The following is a 17,494-nucleotide window of genomic DNA, read 5'->3' on the forward strand; positions in this document are numbered from 1 at the left end:
GAGCAGTGCATCGCTGTCTGTTGGCGGGTTTTCTGTTAAGCGGCGGGGAAACGCAGGGGGAAAGGTTAGTCCTGCTTGCCGGTCTCGGCTTTCATGGCGTTGTAGCCGATGAGCACGGTCCAGACGTAGGCGCAGGTCTTGGGGATCATCAGCATACCGATCATGGGGTTTACGTCTGCCCACAGGACAACGGGGATATAGAAGCCGAAGCTCAGCACAATGGTCAGCCACATCCAGCGGAAGGCCTTATCGTTGTTCTGCTTGGCGCTGCGGTAGAACAGCACGATGATCAGCAGACCCAGCAGGGCAAAGGGCACATTGCGCAGGATGCCCCATGCCAGCGGGGTGTGGTTGGTGAGCCACTGGTTCTGCGGCATCATGCACAGTACAACGCGCACAGCGGACAGGGCGTACACGGCGGCGGTCACGTTCTTCTGCCCCTCGATCTGGTAGCGCTTGCGCCAGACGTAGTACAGCAGCACATAGAACACGGTCATGGTCACAGAGGTGATCCACTTGCCCAGACCCAGCGGTACAGCGTAGCTTTCCAGACCGGTGGTGCACAGCGCCAGTGCGCGGGGCACCAGATGGAAGGAGTCGCCCGCGCCCAGCACAACGGCCATCAGGCCGAACAGGCGGAACTGGGTACCGGCCTTGCTGCCGCGGATCATGCGGATGCCCACCGTGAGTACAGTGACCAGATAGAAGATATCGAAAACGGTTTCAATAACAGCTCTCATACGTTTGTCTCCTTTGTTTGTTTTTGATTTTATAGCGAACCGGCGCGGCAGAGCCGTACCGGAAGTATCGTAGGGAAAAGGGCTTACAGTAGTATGTTCTGCGGGGCACGAAAACCAAGTTGAACGATGCTCACATTGGGGCTTAAAAAACTCCCACAGGATTCGGACGTTGTTCATAAGACAGTAAAATTGGCCAAAGGCGTGACGAAGTGGTCACGCCTTTGGCCTTAAGCGGATAGCCGCAAAGCGGCGCAAGGGGCGCAGCCCCTTGTTCGGAATGCAGAGGTACAAGCGCACATACGAGGTTACCCCGTATAGAAGTGCGTCCTTGCTTCTGCTTGATAAACTGAAATTTATGGAATAAGCTCCAGTTCATAGAGACGATAGATCTTACGATAAAGTTTTCCTGCAAACATTGCTCTGAAGAAAACTCGTTCGAAAGGCTTCAGCTCATTTATCAGGTGATCTGGCGTAAACGAGTGCTCCGCTTTGAGTTTGATCTTCGTATCATTCAGCAAGACTTGAATATCATCTATGCCGCACAATTCGGTGACACCCACATCATTCACTGGATTTTTATATTTAGATACTTTTGCGCCAAACTCAGTATATACATCCACTAGAATATGAAGATGGGAGTATTTCTTCTCTAATGTCTGGAACAAACGACTCACCTGCTCGTTTGTCAGATACATGCTAATACCTTCCAAAACAACAATTGCTGTTTCATTGTCAGGGAATTTCTCTATTTGTTCTGTTTTTGAGGCGTCAATTGCCATCATATGATATGCATCATTTACCTCGTAGTATTTTTTTCTCAGCGAAAGCACTTCGGGAAAATCCGCATCGATCCAATTCAAATACGGTTCTTTGACCCGCAGACATCTACTGTCCAGACCGCATCCAATATGCAAGACGAGTGCATCTTTATTTACTCGGAGCATCGCTTCGGTCCAGTCGTCAAACACCCTTGCCCGCATAGCCATATTATAAGCCAACCATTTTGATTTTGATTTACCGTGAATTGGAAAAGAATCCGCTTTCCAGATTTTTTCAGCCGTTGGGTCGCTCAAAATAATATCTTTTTTGCTGACCTGTGATTTTCCAAACAGCGGGATAAATAAGGTTTTGTTTACTTCGTTCATAAATACCCTCCACAAATTCCGATGTGCAGGTCTGTTTGGCTCCATACTATCACAAAACAGAATAAAACGCAAGAACAGCCACAGCAGAGCCAATCTACTGTGGCTGTTCACTGTCTTATGAACACCCGCCTTTGTGGGATGTTTTTTGCTTAATAAATGGTTCTGCGCACGATCTCCAGCACCGCAGAGGGGTCGAAGCTCTGCTGCACCACTGCAGACAGCATCAGGGAGAACAGGATGCCAGCAAACTGCTCCGGGGTGAACTGCTCAGTAAAAGCGTCAGGACGGACTTTGGCATCGTGGCGCAGCACGTTGCACAAGGCATCCAGAATATGCTGCCATGTCTGCCGCATCTGCTGCTTGCCGTTGGCAGTGGCCTGCTGCACAAAACCCAGCGCATGGTGGGTGAAAAAGCCGGGATACTGCTGGCAGCCGTATTCCATCTGCCGGTACATCCACCGGATGCAGGACAGGGTGTCCTGAAACACGGCTTCGTCCTCCGGGTGGTGGAAGATGTCGTTCCAGATGCTTTCCACTGCCGCGCTTACCAGCTCGGTCTTGGAGCCGAAGTAGTTGTAGATGCAGCCCACGGAGACCCCGCAGGCGGCGGCGACCGCACGGATGTTGACCGCTGCCCAGCCGTTTTGCTGGATCAGTTCCCGGCTGGTTTTCAGGATGTCCGCTTTGGACGTTGCCATTGGATTCATACACTCACCCTCCAACATGAACGTTGTTCACAATGCGTAGTATACAGCGGCGGTGGGCTGCTGTCAAGGGGAAAATAAAATTTTTTGCAGCTCTATTTCGCCGTCTGTACAGCGGCAGGAAACGAAAGCTGCATATATGCAACTTGTTTCATGTTTCTGCAACCTAAAATGTGCCAAATTCATGTCAAAATGGTAACAGTTCTTGTTTCATCGTTGATTTTTGACGAAAAAAGCTTGCTTTTTTCGTCAATGTGCGTATAATAAGAGAACATCAGGCCAACCAAGGCAGTTGGTATGCTGCCGGGGGCCTGACACCAACAAAAGAAGAAAAAGGAGATTTCTCTATGAAGCTCAAGACTGTTGCAATTGCCGCTGCCGCTCTGGCACTGGCTGTCGGCATGACCGCCTGCGGCGGCGCTGCCTCTACCGCTGCATCCTCCACCGCATCCTCTGCTGCTGCCTCTTCCGAGGCTGCTTCCTCCGAAGCCGCTTCCTCCGAAGCTGAGGCTGCTTCTGCCGAGTACACTGTGTACAACACCACCGGCAGCAAGGTGACCGAGCTGTACCTGTACGATGCAGGCTCTGAGGACAAGGGCGAGAATCTGGCAGGCGAGGGTCTGGCTGATGGCGAGAGCATCGTCATCACCCGCGATGTCGAGGCTGACAAGCAGGGCGACGTTGTCTACGTTCTGGAGTTCACCACCGAGGACGGCAATACCCAGAGCTTTGACACCCTGCACTATGAGGTGGCTCCCATCTCTCTGAAGAGCGTGGACGCCGCTGCCGGTGCTACCGCTATTGCTTTCGAGGCTCCCCAGAAGTAAGAGCGACCCCTTACATCCGCAAACAGAAAAAGGCTGCTGCACCGTGCGTGCAGCAGCCTTTTTGTATAAAATCATATCACATACGGAACCCACGGAAGCCCCAGCCGCCGCAGCAGCAGTTGCACAGCAGGTTCAGCAAAATCATGCTCCAGCACCAGCGCAAAAGCCCGCCGGGCTGGGCGTAGGTGGTCTGGGTGCGGTAGGTCTGGCCGGGGTTCTGCATCCGGCGCAGGTGCATCTGGTACTCGGTGTTGTTCGGGTCCAGCTGCACGGCGCGGCGGGCGTCCTGCAGGGCGTCTACACTTTTGCCCAGACCCTGATTGGCCAGCGAGGAGAGATAGTACCACCGCGCGTTGCGGCCGGTCATGCCGTCCAGTACGCGGCGCGCTTCGGCGTAGCGGCCATTGGCCACAAAGTTGCGGGCGGCCTGCATCTCCGGGGTATCCGTACCGGAAACACTGGGCCCGGCCTGCTGATAGCCGCCAAAGCCAAAACCAAAGCCAAAGGGGTCGAAGCCCTCAAACCCATCAAAACCGGTGTAGCCGTAGTTCTGCTGGCCGTAGCCCTGCTGCCCATAGCCTTGCCGGTTATAGCTTTGCTGCTGGTAACCGCCGTAGGGGTTGCCGCCCATCTGGGGGCCGGTGTCGCCCTTGGTAATGGCATCGTAGGCGGCCTGCACCTCCTTGAAGTGCTCCTCGGCCGTGGGGTCGTTGGGGTTCAAATCCGGGTGCCAGCGCTTGCACTTGGCGCGGTATGCTTTTTTGATCTCGTCGTCGCTTGCGCCGCGCTGAACGCCCAGCACCTCATAGGGATCTCTCATGCTCGGTATACTTCCTCACTCATTATACTGACGGTACAGCATCGCTGCACCATATCCGTTTTATTTTACCGGAACATCAGCACAAAATCAAGACGCATCGGGCTTTCCGGTGCGTTTTGCGTTTTTGCAGTTGTATTTCAGCCACACGCCGGAATACAGGATGTTGCGCAGCAGGTCTGCGTCCTCCACGCAGGGCAGACGCTCAAAGTTCTGCGCGCAGCGTGCCAGCAGCAGCTCAAAGATGTCCAGCATCTCTTCCTCGTAGTCCGGGTGGGTGCTCAGCTCCCGCAGGGGGTTGTACGCGTCCCGGCGCTTGTCGCGGGGCAGGTCATCGTAGGCGTCCAGCAGGTAGATGAACTTGCCCAGATGGAAGCCGATGCTGCGCAGCTCCGGCGCCCAGCGGTCCTGCCGGTAGTCGAACAGTTCCGCCATCAGGGTGCCGAAGCAGCCGGACACCGCGTCAAGGTCGGTGCTGCCGGCGGCCTCGTACTCGGCAAGCTTGGCGAGACACGCGCGGATCGCATTGCACTGGCGCGGCCAGCGCAGGGCTGCTTCGGCGGTGCTGTTGTCCAGCAGGGCGCTGTACCCCAGCGCCAGCAGATTGCGGTCATCCTGCCATTTGTCCTGCGCGTTGTAGTAGTGCAGCGCCACGCTCAGGTCGGCGCAGTAGTCGGTGGGGTCGGCACTGCGCCAAAGTACACCGTGTACCGGGTGGATGGGGCAGCGGCTGATGCCGCTGTCTGCGGGGGTCTCGCCCTCGTACAAGCTGCACAGCAGAATGTTCAAAAAGGTCAGGTCATAGCTCAGGCTGAACCGTCCCCGCAGCCCGTGCAAAGCGTCGATGCGGCGGCACAGCCCGCAGTAGGCCGAGCGGTAGCGGCTCTGCGCTTCCGGGCTGAGGCTGGCCCGATCCGGTATCACATATCCAAACATGGCGGCTCAGCTCTTTTTGATGAACTGGGTGCCGCAGCGGGGGCAGGAGATCTGGATGCGTCCGCGTCCCCGGGGCACACGCAGCTTCTGGCGGCACTGGGGGCAGCGGTAGTAGTGATACAGCTTGCGGTTGGCCCACTGCTCCTTCAGGCTGCGGAACTTGTTGCTGAACCGATCCTTCAGGCTGTAAAAGCGGTAGTTCTCCTCGGTGCGCTTGGAGATGTTGCGGCTCAGGCTGCGGTAGTAGCACAGGATCAGCAGCGCCGCGCCCAGCCATGTGAACAGGGAAACGCGGGTAAGCAGCGATACCAGCAGCATCACGATGGAACTCATGCTCAAAAACTGGTTCAGGCCATCGGTGCCGTAGCGCCCGATCATGAATTGACGGAATTTTTCTCTCATAGGTTTTCGCATCCTCTTCTCTGGGGCTTTACACACGGAAACGCAGGGCAGCAGCGCCGCCCTGCGGAATACTTTGTACTTCTAGAATATCAGCCAACCATGATAAAATTTTGAACAGACTGCAAATCTATCATGAAAGGACGAAAATTAAACGTTCTGCTCCTCCCGGCTGCGCACAGTGAGCACGGCCTCCGTGTCCAGCGCGCCCTCCATGCGGCAGTGCAGCACGGCGCGTCCGGCCTCGCCGGTGGTTGCAAGGTAGGTGCCCGCCATGCCGCCCCGCAGAGGCACCACGCTGGGGCCCAGAATTTTCAGCGGCCCCTCCACGGACAGGCAGACGGCCTCGCCGCAGTAGGACAGCAGGTTGCCGTTCTGGTCGATGGCACGCAGGCTGACCGCAGCGCAGTCCCATGTGGGGCCATCGGTCAGCAGGGGGTTATGCACGGTGCACTCCAGCCGGACGCTCTGCACCGGCTCCCGCACCACGGTGCGCACGGCGCGGCCATGCCACACCGCCTCGAACCGGTACACCGGCGCGGAGCTGCCCAGCACACCGATGTACTTGTAGTACATCCGCAGCAGCTCGTTCCAGCTCAGCCGCAGCGAGAGCATCCGCGCCTTGGACAGGGGCGAAAGCGCCATGGCGTCCCGCCGCAGCTCGTTGAGGATGGCGGCAGCCTGCACGGCGGTGGCGTGATCCATGCCCTCGTATTTTTCCAGCAGGGAGCCCACAAAATCGTTGATCTCGATGGGCGGGTGGGGCAGGGCGGCAAAGCGTCCTCGGCGGTCGGGGGTAAACTCGGCCACAAAGTCATTGCCGCGGTACAGCCGCACGCTCTCGGCGTTGGTGAACACCCAGCAGGCGGCTGCTGCGCCGCCGGGCAGGTCGCCCAGCGTCATGGCAGAGGAGACCTCCAGCACGATGTCGGAGGGGGCGCGGGGCGTTTTCTGGCTGGCGTAGACGGCGGCGGAGAGTTTCGGATTGCGGAACAGGTCCATCACGCCGTGGTAGCAGATGCGGTCGCCGCTGCCGAACTCCCGGTGGGTGTTGTAGTCGGTCATGCACCAGCCAAAGCTGCCCGCCACGCCCGGCTGGGCGATGCTGTCGTTCAGCACGGCGGCGTGGTGCAGCGCCTGCACCAGACGGTGGGGTTCGTCGTCAAAGGGCTTGGCGGGAAAGTTCTGTCCGCCGAACTCGCTGATAAGGTAGCCCTTGCGGGTGTCGGGGGTCACGGCGGCGCGGTTCTCGCAGCCCGCGCCGCGCCCGGCGTAGGAATAATCGTTGTAGGCGTAAACGTCCTCCAGCAGCTGGCTTTTGCGGGTGCTGCGGCTGCCCGCCGTGGGGCGGGTGGGGTCCAGCCGGTGGATGGCTTCGTTGGTGCGCTTGTAAAAAGCTTCGTTGTCGGGGCTGCCGCAGATGCGGGCACCCCACAAAAAGATGCTGGGATGATTGCGGTACTGGCACACCATCTCCCGGCAGTTTTGCAGCGCCTGCGCCTGCCACACCTCGTCGCCGATGTGCTGCCAGCCGGGCATCTCGGGGAACACCAGCAGACCCAGCTCGTCGCAGGCGTCCAGAAACGCCGGGCTGGGGGGCGCATAGCAGGTGCGCACGGCGTTGCAGCCCAGCTCCTTTTTCAGCAGCTGGGCGTCCAGCCGCTGGATGCTGTCCGGCATGGCGTAGCCCTGATAGGGGTAGCTCTGGTGCCGGTCAAGGCCGCGCAGCTCCACCCGCTGGCCGTTCAGGTACAGCCCGCCTGCCACGAACTGCACGGTACGGAAGCCGAACCGCACCGTTTTTTCGTCCAGCACCCGGTCGGGCAGACCGCCGGTGCCGGGGCGGATGAGCCGCACGGTCAGGGTGTACAGGGTGGGGTGCTCCAGGCTCCACGGGTGCACATTGTTCAGCGTGCCGGTGATGGGCAGCGAAAGCTCACCGCTGTACACCGCGCGGCTCCCGGCGGGGCTGCGGATCTCGGCCTGCAGGGTGCAGCCGATGGTCTCGCCCACGGTGGCGGTGTAGATGCGGAAATTGCCCTCGGCCCTTGCCTCGATGAACACATCCCGCAGGTAGGCGGGCTCCTTGATATCCAGACTGACGGCGCGGTAGATGCCGCCGTAGGTCAGCGCATCCAGCTGCCCGCCGAAGGGCGGGATGTTCAGATCCTCCCGGCTGTCGCAGCGCACAGCCACCACGTTCTTCTGCCCCAGCTGCAGCGCGCCGGTCAGGTCTACCGTAAAGGCGGTGTAGCCGCAGCCATGGTGGAACACCCGCCGCCCGTTGCAGAATACGGTGGCGTCGTGCGCCACCGCCCCAAAGGTAAGCAGCACAGTGCGGCCCAGCCACTCCTTGGGCGCAAAAAACTCCCGCCGGTAGCCGCACAGGCGCTGGTAGTCGTTCTCGCTGCAATAGTTATAAGGCAGCGGCTTGACCGTGTGGGGCAGCCGCACCGGGGTAAGGGAAAGCTCCGGGCACTCCGGGCGCACCAGCGCCGGGTCGAATGTGGGGGCAAACAGCCAGCCCTCGTTCCAATCGTAGTGTTCCATAGCAGGATCTCCGTCTGAGTGATAAGCTTATAGAGGTATGGTATCACAAAGTTATGAACGAAAAAAGCATTCGCGCCCCCTTTTGTGCCGGTTCAGCAGAAATTTTGTAGTGCGCGAAAGCTGCCGGTGGCAGGTTGCCCAAGAAATGCTTGGAAAAATTGTATAAATCTGCCCATGAAAATGGAGCACCGGAACGCCAGCGGCGTTCCGGTGCTCCAAAATTTATTTTTATCTCAGCGGATAAAGCTGGTCATGGGGCGGGGCGGGTTCTGCGGGTGGTCGATACCGGCAGCCTTACCAGCCTCGATGCAGTGCAGCAGCCATGCCATGTTGCGGCCAAGCTCCTGCATCACGGCGCAGCCCTCGGCGTCCTGCAATACCTGCTCGGGGTTGGAGCCGTGGACCATGGCCCAGTAGGAACCGTTGACCAGCGGCATGTGGAAGAACTGGGGGTACTTGACCAGCTGGTCAAGGGTGGAGGTGGTACCGGCGCGGCGGGCAGAGCAGCAGATGGCGGCGGGCTTGTAGGCCAGATACTTGCCGCCCGCGTAGGCCAGACGGTCCATAAAGCTGGCCATATTACCCGCAGCAGAGGCGTAGTGCACCGGGCTGCCGAACACAAAGGCGTCGGCGGTCTTTGCCTTCTCGATGGCCTCGTTGACCACGCCGCCGAACACGCACCCGCTGCCGCTGCGGCAGCCGCCGCAGCCGATGCAGCCGCCCACGGGCTGACCGCCGACGTGCAAAATCTCAGTGTCGATGCCCTGTGCCTTCAGCTCCCCGGCAATAAGGGAAAGGGCGGTGTAGGTGCAGCCCTTCTCGTGGGGGCTGCCGTTGATGAGCAGAACTTTCATGCTGTATACTCTCCTTTGCTGAAATGCGCCGTAAAATGTGCAATATTGCTGCCATGATTGTAGCGCAAAGCCGTCCGCAGCGCAATGCGGGCTCTTGACAATGCTATGCAGTTGGGAGATAATAAAAGATACGAAAGAGTTCAAACCGGCTGCCGCGGGGGCGGCAGCTACGGCAAGGAGGTAACATCATGCGCGTGATCGCAGGAGAAGCCCGGGGCCGCAGGCTGGAAGCACTGCCCGGCACCGATGTGACCCGCCCCACCCTCTCGCAGGTAAAGGAGGCGATGTTCAGCATCGTACAGTTCGACCTGCCCGGGGCACGGGTGCTGGATCTGTATGCCGGCAGCGGCCAGCTGGGCATTGAGGCGCTGAGCCGGGGTGCGGCCCGGTGCGTCTTTCTGGACGAGAACCGGGAGGCCGTAAGCATCGTGATGCGCAACTGCAAGGCCTGCGGCGTGTTCGACCGCAGCCGGGTGAATATCGGCGAGGCTGCGCGGTTCTTGTCGGCCTGCCGGGAGCAGTTCGATCTGGTGCTGCTGGACCCGCCCTTCCGCGGCGGTACGCTGGAAAAGATCCTGCCTGCCGTGGAAAAGTGCGTTGCCCCCGGCGGCATCGTGCTGTGCGAGAGCGAAACAGGCATCGTGCTGCCCGCGCAGGCGGACAGTCTGACCCTGCAAAAACAGTATAAATACGGCAAGGTGCTGCTGTGGAAGTACACAAAGCCCATGCAGCCCGCCGCTGAGCAGGAGGGAGAAGCCTTATGAACGTGAACGAGCTTTTGGATACCATTGAGGATGCACTGGAGGAGAGCGCAAATGTGCCCCTTTCCGGCGGCAAGCGCATCGTGGATGTGGAACAGATCCGGGATTATCTGGACGAGGTGCGGGCGGCTCTGCCCGGCGAGCTGCGGCAGGCGCAGCAGATCGTGAACGACCGGGCGCAGATCGTGGACAGCGCCAACGCACAGGCACAGGCCATTGTGAAAAAGGCCGAGGAGCGCGCCCGCATTCTGGTCAGCGATGCCGAGATCGTCAAGGCCGCCCAGCAGCGCGCTTCTGAGATCACCTCCGCAGCCCAGACCGAGGCGCGCACCCTGCGCCAGACCGTGACCGACTACTGCGAGAATATGCTGCGCACCACCGAGGACACCATGGTGGAAAACGCCGCACAGGTCAAAAACATCCGTAACAGCCTGCGCCAGAACGCCAAGAAAAACGGCTGATAACAACCAACTTTCCACACAAATTCCACACATTGCGGAAAACACAGTCCCTGCGAGCAAAAATGACGGCTCACAGGGACTTTTTTTGTGGATTTTTGCGGCAAAAAGCCGCCCGAAAACCCTTGCATTCACGAACTTGATTTGCTACAATAAAGATGTATCAGTGGGGCAAAGTGGGTAAAAGTAGGGCACACGCCCTGTAAACGCCCCTGAAAGGGGGAGCGGCGCGTGTTTTTTGGCCGTTATGATTACACCATCGACGCCAAGGGGCGGCTGAATTTCCCCGCAAAATTCCGGGATGCCATGGGCGAGAGCTTTGTGGTACTGGAATGGGTGGACAACTGCCTGTTCGCACTGCCCATGGAGGAAGTCCAGCGGCTGGCGGACAAGCTGGAAAGCGACGAGCTGATGGACAGCTGGGCCATTTCCGGCGACCTGTTCAGCACCGCCTGCGAGGTGGCGCCGGACAAGCAGGGGCGCATCCTGCTGCCCGCAGAGCTGCGCGCCTACGCCGGGCTGGAAAAGGACGTGACCATCATCGGCAACCGCAACCACGCCGAGATCTGGGCCACCGAGGTCTGGAACGCCCGCCGCGCCGCCGTGACCAACGACCAGCGCGCCGAGCGGCTGCGCAAGCTGCACCTCTGATGCAAAAAACTAAAACCGAGAAAGGAGGCCGTGCCAATGGCCTTTGAAGAACAGCAGCCCTTTGACCCGGCCTCGTTTGAGCATATCCCTGTTTTGCTGAACGAGTGCCTGACGGGGCTTGCCATCGATCCGGCAGGCACCTATCTGGACGGCACCGTCGGCGGCGCGGGACATTCCCGCCAGATCGCTTTGCGGCTGGACGCCGCCAAGGGCGGCAGGCTCATCTCGCTGGATCAGGACCCGGACGCGGTGCAGACCGCGCGCTCCCGTCTGGCCGGGCTGCCTGCTACCGTGGTGCAGATCAACTTCCGCTATGCGGGACAGGCGCTGGAGCAGCTGGGCATTGAAAAAATCAACGGTGCACTGCTGGATCTTGGCGTTTCCAGCCACCAGCTGGACGATGCCGCCCGGGGCTTTTCCTACCGGGCAGACGCACCGCTGGATATGCGCATGAGCCAGCAGGGCGAGACCGCCGCAGACCTTGTGAACACCGAAAGCCGCGAGGAACTGGCCCGCATCCTGCGGGACTACGGCGAGGAGCCCTACGCATGGCAGATCGCAGGAAAGATCGTGGAATCGCGGGAAGCTGCCCCCATCCTGACCACCCTGCAGCTGGCAGATATCGTAGCAAGCGCCATGCCCCCAGCAGAGCGCCGCAAAAACAAGAACCCCTCCCGCCGCACCTTTCAGGCGCTGCGCATTGCAGTGAACCACGAACTGGACGCGCTGGAAGAGGGCTTGGATACCATTTTTGATCACCTTGCACCGGGCGGCCGGTTGTGCGTGATCACCTTCCACTCTCTGGAGGACCGGCTGGTCAAGAACAAGTTCCGCCGCTGGTTCACGGCCTGCACCTGCCCGCCGGAGTTTCCGGTGTGTGTATGCGGCGGCAAGGCAAAGGCAAAGCTTATCACCCGCAAACCCATTGAAGCTGATACGCAGGAGCTGGAGGAGAATCGGCGCAGCCGTTCCGCCCACCTGCGTGTACTGGAAAAATGCTGAGATGCCGGAAGCACCGGCATTGTGAGGAGGAGAGAAAACATGGGTCAGCCAGCATATGATCATAACGCGGTGCGCCGCCGCAGGGCACCGCAGCCGCAGCGCAAAGCAAACCTGCGGGTAGCAAAGGGCGGCAAGCGGCGGTTGAACCCGCTGCAGGCCGCCGTACATAACGCCATGAATCTGGTGGCGGCAGCACTGCTGGTGGGCTTTGCCATCAGTCTGCTGTGGAGCGAGGCACAGCTGGTGGAGCTGAACGACCAGATCCAATCCGCAAAGGCACGTCTGGTCAGCGAGCAGAGCCAGTATACCTACTACAACAGCACTCTGAACAGCAAGACCAACATTGCCAGCGTGGAGGAGACCGCAGGGCGGCTGGGTCTGATGAAGGTAGACCCCAGCCAGATCACCTACATCCGCCTGGGCGAAAGTGGTGAACTGGTGCGCCGGGAATCCACCGTGCGGCAATGGACCGACTTTTTGTACACCGGCGCGGTGAACATTCTGGGCACCGTGAGATAAACGGAGAAAGCGTGCGGCAGCGCACGCTTTTTTCGGTTTATGGACACCGCAGTCTGAACAAATAACAGCGCAGGGCGTGCGGAATGCAGTGCACGCCCCGCAGGAGAGAACCAATGCAAGAACCTTTCCGTAACAAAAAAAGCAGGGGCTACCGCCTGCGTCCGGCCACCGGACGGGATCGGCTGGACAGCCGGGTGCGGCGGCTTTGCAGCCGTCTGGGCATCCTTGCGGTGGTGGTGGCGGCCGCCATCGTCATCCGCAGCCTGTATAAGATCCAGATCGTCCACGGGGCGGAGTACCGCCAGTACGCCGCCCAGCAGCAGCTGCTGGATACCACCATCAAGGCCACCCGGGGCGAGATCTACGATGCCTCCGGCATTACCCTTGCCTCCACCAGCGTGGTGTGGACCATCTGGGCAGACCCCAGTTACAGCAGCATCCTTTATACCAGCAAGACCAACGATGACGACACCGTGACCAAAACGCTGGACCCCGCCATGTGCGCCGAGGTGAGCCGGGAGCTGACCCTGCGTCTGCTCTCCGGGGACGGCGAAAGCATGGACAGCGTGGACACCTCCTCGGCAGAGTACCAGCAGCAGTACCAGACCGTTTACGATGCGCTTTCCCGGCTGGATTCTGCCTACGTTACCCTTGCCACCAAGGTGAACAACGCGGTGAAGCTTTCCATTGAAAAATACGTCACCAACTTCAACAAGGCGCACAAAAAGGCCACCGACACCTCCCGCAAGGGACGCATCTCAGTGTCCTCGGAAAAGAGCTTCCAGCGCAACTACCCCTACGGTGCCTTTGCCGCAGCGGTGCTGGGCTTTACGGATGCGGACGGCGTCGGCGCCTACGGACTGGAAAAATCCTACCAGTCCACCTTGGCCGGTGTGGATGGCCGCACCATCACCCAGCGCAACGCGGTGGGCAACGCCATTGCGGACGCCAACGCCACCACCTTTGCCGCCAAGGACGGCTCCAATCTGGTGCTGTCGCTGGATGTGAACGTGCAGGAGATCGCGGAGCGGTACCTGAACGAAGCCATTGCAGCCAATACGGTGGAAAACCGCGGCTGCGCCATTGTGATGAACGTCAAGACCGGTGCCATCCTTGCCATGGCTTCCAAGCCGGACTTTGACCCCAACGACCCGCTGAACTACACCGCCAACGAGGCTTACCTCAACGAGCTGGTGCACGCAGAGCCGGAGCTTTACGGCATCTATAAAAAGGACGCCGACGGCAACTACATCACCGATGAGCTGGGCAACAAAATTCTGGACGAGGAAGCGGACTATTCCGGCTACTACCGGGATATCCTGTGGAAGAACAAGACCATCACCGAGCTGTACTACCCGGGCTCTGTGTTCAAGGTCATCACCTCTGCCATGGGCATCGACTCCGGCGTGGCGACCATGAACACCACCTTTACCTGCTCCGGCGCTTACGGTGTGGCCAAGGAGACCTACCACTGCGCAGGGCGCAAGGTGCACGGTCTGCTTAATATGGCCGAGGCGCTGCGCAAGAGCTGCAACATCTACCACATCCAGCTGGGGCAGCGTGTCGGCTCGCAGCAGTTCTATAACTACTTCGATGCCTTCGGCTTTACCGCCCGCACCGGTGTAGACCTGCCCAGCGAGACCAACTTTATGCAGTACTACCGCGCCGACCAGCTGGGCGAGGTGCAGCTGGCCTCCTCCTCCTTCGGTCAGGCCATGGCCATCACCCCGCTGCAGATGTGCACCGCCATTGCGGCTACCGTCAACGGCGGGTATCTGGTTACCCCCCATGTGGTGGATAAGATCACCGATGCCAACGGCAACGTCATTCAGGAACTAGGCGCAAACGTGCGCCGTCAGGTCATCAGCCAGAGCGCCAGCGAGGTCATCCGGGAGATGATGGAGTACGAGGTGGGCAACGGCACCGGCGGCGGCAAAAATGCCTATGTGTCCGGCTACCGCATCGGCGGCAAGTCCGGCACTTCCGAGCAGCTGAATATGCACCGCCGCGCCGACGGCGACTATAAAAAGGTGGCCTCCTTCGTGGCGGTGCTGCCCGCCAACGACCCGGAGATCCTCGTCTACGTCATGCTGGACGACCCCAACAACGCCCGGACGGACTATTCCTCCATCCTTGCAGCCCCTGTGGCGGGCAATATCATCAGCGAGGTAGCCCCCTATCTGGGCATCGCCACCGACGGCGAGGACCGCAGCGGCACCATCGTTACTGTGCCGAACCTTGTGGGCACCGAGTGGAGCAACGCACAGGTGAGCCTGAACATTCAGGGCTTGAAGCATCAATTGCAGGAGAGCCAGAGCAGCCAGTCCGCTGCCCCGGTCACCTACCAGTACCCCCACGCGGGGAGCAAGGTGCCCTACGGCACCACCATCTACCTGTATACCGATACCTACGAGGGCAGCCGCACCGAGGTGCCGGATGTGACCGGCAAGAGCCCGGACTTTGCCCGCCAGATGCTGAGCGCCGCCGGGCTGAACTGCGTGGTGGAAGGCAGCGGCACGGTGCAGGCGCAAAGCGCCGAGCCCGGCTCCAGCGTGCAGCGCGGCACCATCATCACCCTGACCTGTGGGTAAAACAGCTTTTTCGGCATCCTTGACCAGAGCTTTCAGCATAAAGCACTGCCGCAAGGCAGTGACGGATGAGGGTGCAGCATTCAATAGAACGAGAGGGGATAGAACAATGGAAAAGATCCATGCAAGCAAGCTTCTGGCAGGGCTGGTGCCTGCCGGAAAACTGACCAGTGACCCGGAGGTGGAGCTGGTCACCACCGATAGCCGCGAGGTAAAGCCCGGCTGCATTTTTGTGGCCTTCCCCGGCGAGCGGTTCGACGGCCATGATTTCGCCGCCCGTGCGCTGGAGCAGGGCGCGGCGTATGTGGTGGTCAACCATCCCGTACCCGGTGTGCCGGAGGAAAAGGCCATCCTTTGCCCGGACAGCTACCACGCCATGATGGTGATGGGCGCAAACTACCGCAGCCAGTACCACCCCAAAATGGTGGGCGTGACCGGCAGCGTGGGCAAGACCACCACCAAGCAGATGACCTACGCCGCCCTGAGCGGCTTTGGTGAGACCATCAAGACCGAGGGCAACCAGAACAACGAGCTGGGAATGCCCCGCACTCTGATGCGGCTGGAAAGCAGCACTGAGTATGCGGTCATTGAGATGGGCATGAGCCACGCGGGCGAGATCGACCGTCTGGCGCGGGCAGCACGGCCGGATGTGGGCATCATTACCTGCATCGGCGTGTCTCATATCGGCAATCTGGGCAGTCAGGAGAATATCTGCAAGGCAAAGCTGGAGATCTGTAACGGTCTGCCGGAGGGCGCACCGCTGGTGCTGAACTACGATGACCCCTTCCTGCGCAAGGCAGTGCTCCCCGCCCATGTGCACCCGGTGTGGTTCAGCCTGAGCGATGAAAACGCAGACGTCTGCGCCCTGTCCATCCGGCAGGAGACTGACGGCATGAGCTTTGTGCTGGAGGATCAGGAGCACGGCACCTTTGTGGTGAATATCCCCGCCATGGGACGCCACAATGTGGCAAACGCCTTGGCCGCCTACTGCGCCGCCACCCGTCTGGGCTGCGACGCCAAGAGGGTCATCCGGGGCCTTTCCAACTTTGAGCAGACCGGCCGCCGCCAGAAGGTGGTGGACAGCAACGGCGTGACCGTCATCGAGGACTGCTACAACGCAAACCCGGACAGCATGAAGGCTGCACTGGCGATGTTCAAGGATTTCCCCTGCAAGCGCCGCTTTGCCCTGCTGGGCGATATGCTGGAGCTGGGCGAGCTGAGCCGCGAGGCCCACGAGGAGCTGGGACGTCTTGCCGCCGAGAGCGGGTTGTACTGCCTGATCACCTACGGCGAGCAGGCCAAGCGCACCGCTGTGGTAGCTGCGGCCAAGGGGGTAGAAACCCTGCACGCGGACAGCTACCGCGAGGCCGCCGATGCCCTGCTGAGCCGGGTGCAGCCCGGCGATGCCATTCTGGTAAAGGCCAGCCACGGCATGGCACTGGAAAAAGTGCTGGATATCTTCTACGAAGAGCATAAAGAAGCGGAAGTATAACTATTTGGCGAAATGGAGTGTCTGATTTATGGAGCGTTTCGCCTTGGCAGCGGCGGTGGTGCTGGGCTTTGCCCTTACGGCAGCCCTGTGCAGCCTGTTTGTGCCGCTGCGGCGGGTGCTGGAACGCCGCGAACAACAACAGCAGCCGGTGCAGTCTGAGCAGCCCCGGCCTGCACCCCTGCGCGCCCCGCTGTGGGGCGGGCTGTGTGCGGCGGCGGGCACGGTGACTGCGGTGGGCGTGGGCTGGCTTGCCGCCTGCGTAGGCCAGCCGGAGCTGCTGGGCAGCGAGGGCCGGCTGATGACACGGCTGCTCACGGCACTGGCCGGAAGCCTTGCCTTTGGGGCAGTGGGTCTTGCAGAGGACCTTGCCCGGATGCGCAGCCCGGCGGCGCTGGGGCTGCGGCGGGATGTGCGCCTTTTGCTGGAAGCACTGGCCGCGGCGTTCGTTCTTTTGCTGCTGCGGGCAGCGGGCTGTCTGCCCCGGGGGCTGGGTGTGCCCGGTGCGGGGTATGTGCTGCTGGGCAGCGCCGTGCCCCTTTTATGGGCGGTGCTCATGGTGGCGCTGGCCGAGTGTGCCCGTATCGCCGAACGGGACGAGGGTACGGTGTGCGGTGCGGCCTTTGTGGCCATGCTGGCGCTGATGATGGCAGAGGCCGGTCTGGGCGTGCCTGGGCTGGCGGTGCTGCCCGCCGCGCTGGCCGGGGCGCTGGTGGCGTTGGGGCTGTGGGCGTTCCCCCCGGCAAGGCTGGGGGTGGGCTGCTGCGGCAGTCTGCTGGCGGCGGGTGCCATCGGCTGCATCCCGCTCAGTCTGGATATGACCAGCCTGACCGTGCTGCTGGCGCTGCCCTTCTGGGCGGCGGGCGGTCTTTTGGCAGCGCAGCTTCTGGGTGCAAAACGCACCGGCAAGCCCTTGCGCTGCTGGGTAAAAAAACATAAAATGAGCCCGGAGATAGTGTTCCTTTGCAGCTTTGCGCTGAGCGCTGTCGGCTATGTGCTGGCGCTGGCGCTGCTGCGCTGGTGCTGACCGGGCACAGAGAGGGAAGGGAGCGCA

Annotated in this window: 17 protein-coding genes; 9 read left to right on the top strand and 8 right to left on the bottom strand. The window is 60.5% G+C overall.

The features are described from left to right. Positions 1-65: 65 nt before the first annotated feature. The 3 genes from ACXPUX_RS04750 to ACXPUX_RS04760 form a co-directional block, all read right to left on the bottom strand. Entirely contained in the window at positions 66-740 is a 675-nt protein-coding gene (locus ACXPUX_RS04750) for a hypothetical protein (protein ID WP_458830414.1), read from the bottom strand. A gap of 353 nt (positions 741-1,093) precedes the next feature. Further along, positions 1,094-1,885, bottom strand: a complete 792-nt coding sequence (locus ACXPUX_RS04755; protein WP_458830415.1) for a class I SAM-dependent methyltransferase — start codon at positions 1,883-1,885, stop codon at positions 1,094-1,096. Positions 1,886-2,034: 149 nt separating this feature from the next. After that, positions 2,035-2,592 (bottom strand): TetR/AcrR family transcriptional regulator, encoded by a 558-nt coding sequence (locus ACXPUX_RS04760; RefSeq protein ID WP_458830417.1) that lies wholly within the window; start codon positions 2,590-2,592, stop codon positions 2,035-2,037. A gap of 344 nt (positions 2,593-2,936) precedes the next feature. On the opposite strand from ACXPUX_RS04760, the gene ACXPUX_RS04765 reads away from it, so the two are divergent. Beyond that, entirely contained in the window at positions 2,937-3,416 is a 480-nt protein-coding gene (locus ACXPUX_RS04765; RefSeq protein WP_458830419.1) for a cytochrome C, read from the top strand. A gap of 76 nt (positions 3,417-3,492) precedes the next feature. On the opposite strand, the gene ACXPUX_RS04770 is transcribed toward ACXPUX_RS04765, so the two are convergent. The 5 genes from ACXPUX_RS04770 to ACXPUX_RS04790 form a co-directional block, all read right to left on the bottom strand. Next, positions 3,493-4,236 carry a J domain-containing protein gene (locus ACXPUX_RS04770; protein WP_458830421.1) on the bottom strand — a complete coding sequence of 248 codons (744 nt, stop codon included), beginning with the start codon at positions 4,234-4,236 and terminating at the stop codon, positions 3,493-3,495. An 87-nt stretch (positions 4,237-4,323) separates the two neighbouring features. Further along, the gene (locus ACXPUX_RS04775) at positions 4,324-5,169 is read right to left on the bottom strand and encodes a DUF5685 family protein (RefSeq protein WP_458830423.1); all 846 of its coding nucleotides are present in this window, start codon (positions 5,167-5,169) and stop codon (positions 4,324-4,326) included. 6 nt (positions 5,170-5,175) lie between these two features. Beyond that, positions 5,176-5,571 carry a hypothetical protein gene (locus ACXPUX_RS04780; protein WP_458830424.1) on the bottom strand — a complete coding sequence of 132 codons (396 nt, stop codon included), beginning with the start codon at positions 5,569-5,571 and terminating at the stop codon, positions 5,176-5,178. 147 nt (positions 5,572-5,718) lie between these two features. After that, on the bottom strand, positions 5,719-8,118 hold the full coding sequence (locus tag ACXPUX_RS04785; RefSeq protein WP_458830426.1) for a glycoside hydrolase family 2 protein: 2,400 nt from the start codon (positions 8,116-8,118) through the stop codon (positions 5,719-5,721). A gap of 233 nt (positions 8,119-8,351) precedes the next feature. Continuing rightward, positions 8,352-8,972, bottom strand: coding sequence for a flavodoxin family protein (locus tag ACXPUX_RS04790; protein WP_458830428.1), 621 nt, complete (start codon positions 8,970-8,972; stop codon positions 8,352-8,354). Positions 8,973-9,160: 188 nt separating this feature from the next. On the opposite strand from ACXPUX_RS04790, the gene rsmD reads away from it, so the two are divergent. The 8 genes from rsmD (at position 9,161) to ACXPUX_RS04830 (ending at position 17,467) form a co-directional block, all read left to right on the top strand. Continuing rightward, on the top strand, positions 9,161-9,736 hold the full coding sequence (gene rsmD, locus ACXPUX_RS04795; protein ID WP_458830430.1) for a 16S rRNA (guanine(966)-N(2))-methyltransferase RsmD: 576 nt from the start codon (positions 9,161-9,163) through the stop codon (positions 9,734-9,736). Then, positions 9,733-10,194: an ATP synthase subunit B family protein gene (locus ACXPUX_RS04800; RefSeq protein WP_005921047.1), complete on the top strand. Its 462-nt coding sequence runs from the start codon at positions 9,733-9,735 to the stop codon at positions 10,192-10,194. The genes rsmD and ACXPUX_RS04800 overlap by 4 nt, the downstream gene beginning before the upstream one ends. 228 nt (positions 10,195-10,422) lie before the next feature. Then, the gene (mraZ, locus tag ACXPUX_RS04805) at positions 10,423-10,842 is read left to right on the top strand and encodes a division/cell wall cluster transcriptional repressor MraZ (RefSeq protein ID WP_249240725.1); all 420 of its coding nucleotides are present in this window, start codon (positions 10,423-10,425) and stop codon (positions 10,840-10,842) included. A 36-nt stretch (positions 10,843-10,878) separates the two neighbouring features. After that, positions 10,879-11,844 (top strand): 16S rRNA (cytosine(1402)-N(4))-methyltransferase RsmH, encoded by a 966-nt coding sequence (rsmH, locus tag ACXPUX_RS04810; RefSeq protein ID WP_458830433.1) that lies wholly within the window; start codon positions 10,879-10,881, stop codon positions 11,842-11,844. Positions 11,845-11,883: 39 nt separating this feature from the next. Further along, positions 11,884-12,363 carry a cell division protein FtsL gene (locus ACXPUX_RS04815; protein WP_458830435.1) on the top strand — a complete coding sequence of 160 codons (480 nt, stop codon included), beginning with the start codon at positions 11,884-11,886 and terminating at the stop codon, positions 12,361-12,363. A 113-nt stretch (positions 12,364-12,476) separates the two neighbouring features. Beyond that, the gene (locus ACXPUX_RS04820) at positions 12,477-14,954 is read left to right on the top strand and encodes a penicillin-binding transpeptidase domain-containing protein (RefSeq protein WP_458830437.1); all 2,478 of its coding nucleotides are present in this window, start codon (positions 12,477-12,479) and stop codon (positions 14,952-14,954) included. A gap of 106 nt (positions 14,955-15,060) precedes the next feature. Beyond that, the gene (locus ACXPUX_RS04825; protein ID WP_458830439.1) at positions 15,061-16,443 is read left to right on the top strand and encodes a UDP-N-acetylmuramoyl-tripeptide--D-alanyl-D-alanine ligase; all 1,383 of its coding nucleotides are present in this window, start codon (positions 15,061-15,063) and stop codon (positions 16,441-16,443) included. 28 nt (positions 16,444-16,471) lie between these two features. Next, the gene (locus tag ACXPUX_RS04830) at positions 16,472-17,467 is read left to right on the top strand and encodes a glycosyl transferase family 4 (RefSeq protein ID WP_458830441.1); all 996 of its coding nucleotides are present in this window, start codon (positions 16,472-16,474) and stop codon (positions 17,465-17,467) included. Positions 17,468-17,494 lie beyond the last annotated feature (27 nt).

Source organism: Faecalibacterium sp. PGM34 (genome assembly GCF_054456555.1).

Bases quoted from the DNA above. Each gene is read 5' to 3' on its own strand.
- ACXPUX_RS04750 (WP_458830414.1), bottom strand. From the start codon at position 740: ATGAGAGCTGTTATTGAAACCGTTTTCGATATCTTCTATCTGGTCACT.
- ACXPUX_RS04830 (WP_458830441.1), top strand. From the start codon at position 16,472: ATGGAGCGTTTCGCCTTGGCAGCGGCGGTGGTGCTGGGCTTTGCCCTT.
- ACXPUX_RS04785 (WP_458830426.1), bottom strand. From the start codon at position 8,118: ATGGAACACTACGATTGGAACGAGGGCTGGCTGTTTGCCCCCACATTC.
- rsmH (WP_458830433.1), top strand. From the start codon at position 10,879: ATGGCCTTTGAAGAACAGCAGCCCTTTGACCCGGCCTCGTTTGAGCAT.
- ACXPUX_RS04770 (WP_458830421.1), bottom strand. From the start codon at position 4,236: ATGAGAGATCCCTATGAGGTGCTGGGCGTTCAGCGCGGCGCAAGCGAC.
- ACXPUX_RS04780 (WP_458830424.1), bottom strand. From the start codon at position 5,571: ATGAGAGAAAAATTCCGTCAATTCATGATCGGGCGCTACGGCACCGAT.
- ACXPUX_RS04825 (WP_458830439.1), top strand. From the start codon at position 15,061: ATGGAAAAGATCCATGCAAGCAAGCTTCTGGCAGGGCTGGTGCCTGCC.
- ACXPUX_RS04760 (WP_458830417.1), bottom strand. From the start codon at position 2,592: ATGAATCCAATGGCAACGTCCAAAGCGGACATCCTGAAAACCAGCCGG.
- ACXPUX_RS04815 (WP_458830435.1), top strand. From the start codon at position 11,884: ATGGGTCAGCCAGCATATGATCATAACGCGGTGCGCCGCCGCAGGGCA.
- ACXPUX_RS04820 (WP_458830437.1), top strand. From the start codon at position 12,477: ATGCAAGAACCTTTCCGTAACAAAAAAAGCAGGGGCTACCGCCTGCGT.
- ACXPUX_RS04775 (WP_458830423.1), bottom strand. From the start codon at position 5,169: ATGTTTGGATATGTGATACCGGATCGGGCCAGCCTCAGCCCGGAAGCG.
- ACXPUX_RS04765 (WP_458830419.1), top strand. From the start codon at position 2,937: ATGAAGCTCAAGACTGTTGCAATTGCCGCTGCCGCTCTGGCACTGGCT.
- ACXPUX_RS04755 (WP_458830415.1), bottom strand. From the start codon at position 1,885: ATGAACGAAGTAAACAAAACCTTATTTATCCCGCTGTTTGGAAAATCA.
- rsmD (WP_458830430.1), top strand. From the start codon at position 9,161: ATGCGCGTGATCGCAGGAGAAGCCCGGGGCCGCAGGCTGGAAGCACTG.
- ACXPUX_RS04790 (WP_458830428.1), bottom strand. From the start codon at position 8,972: ATGAAAGTTCTGCTCATCAACGGCAGCCCCCACGAGAAGGGCTGCACC.
- ACXPUX_RS04800 (WP_005921047.1), top strand. From the start codon at position 9,733: ATGAACGTGAACGAGCTTTTGGATACCATTGAGGATGCACTGGAGGAG.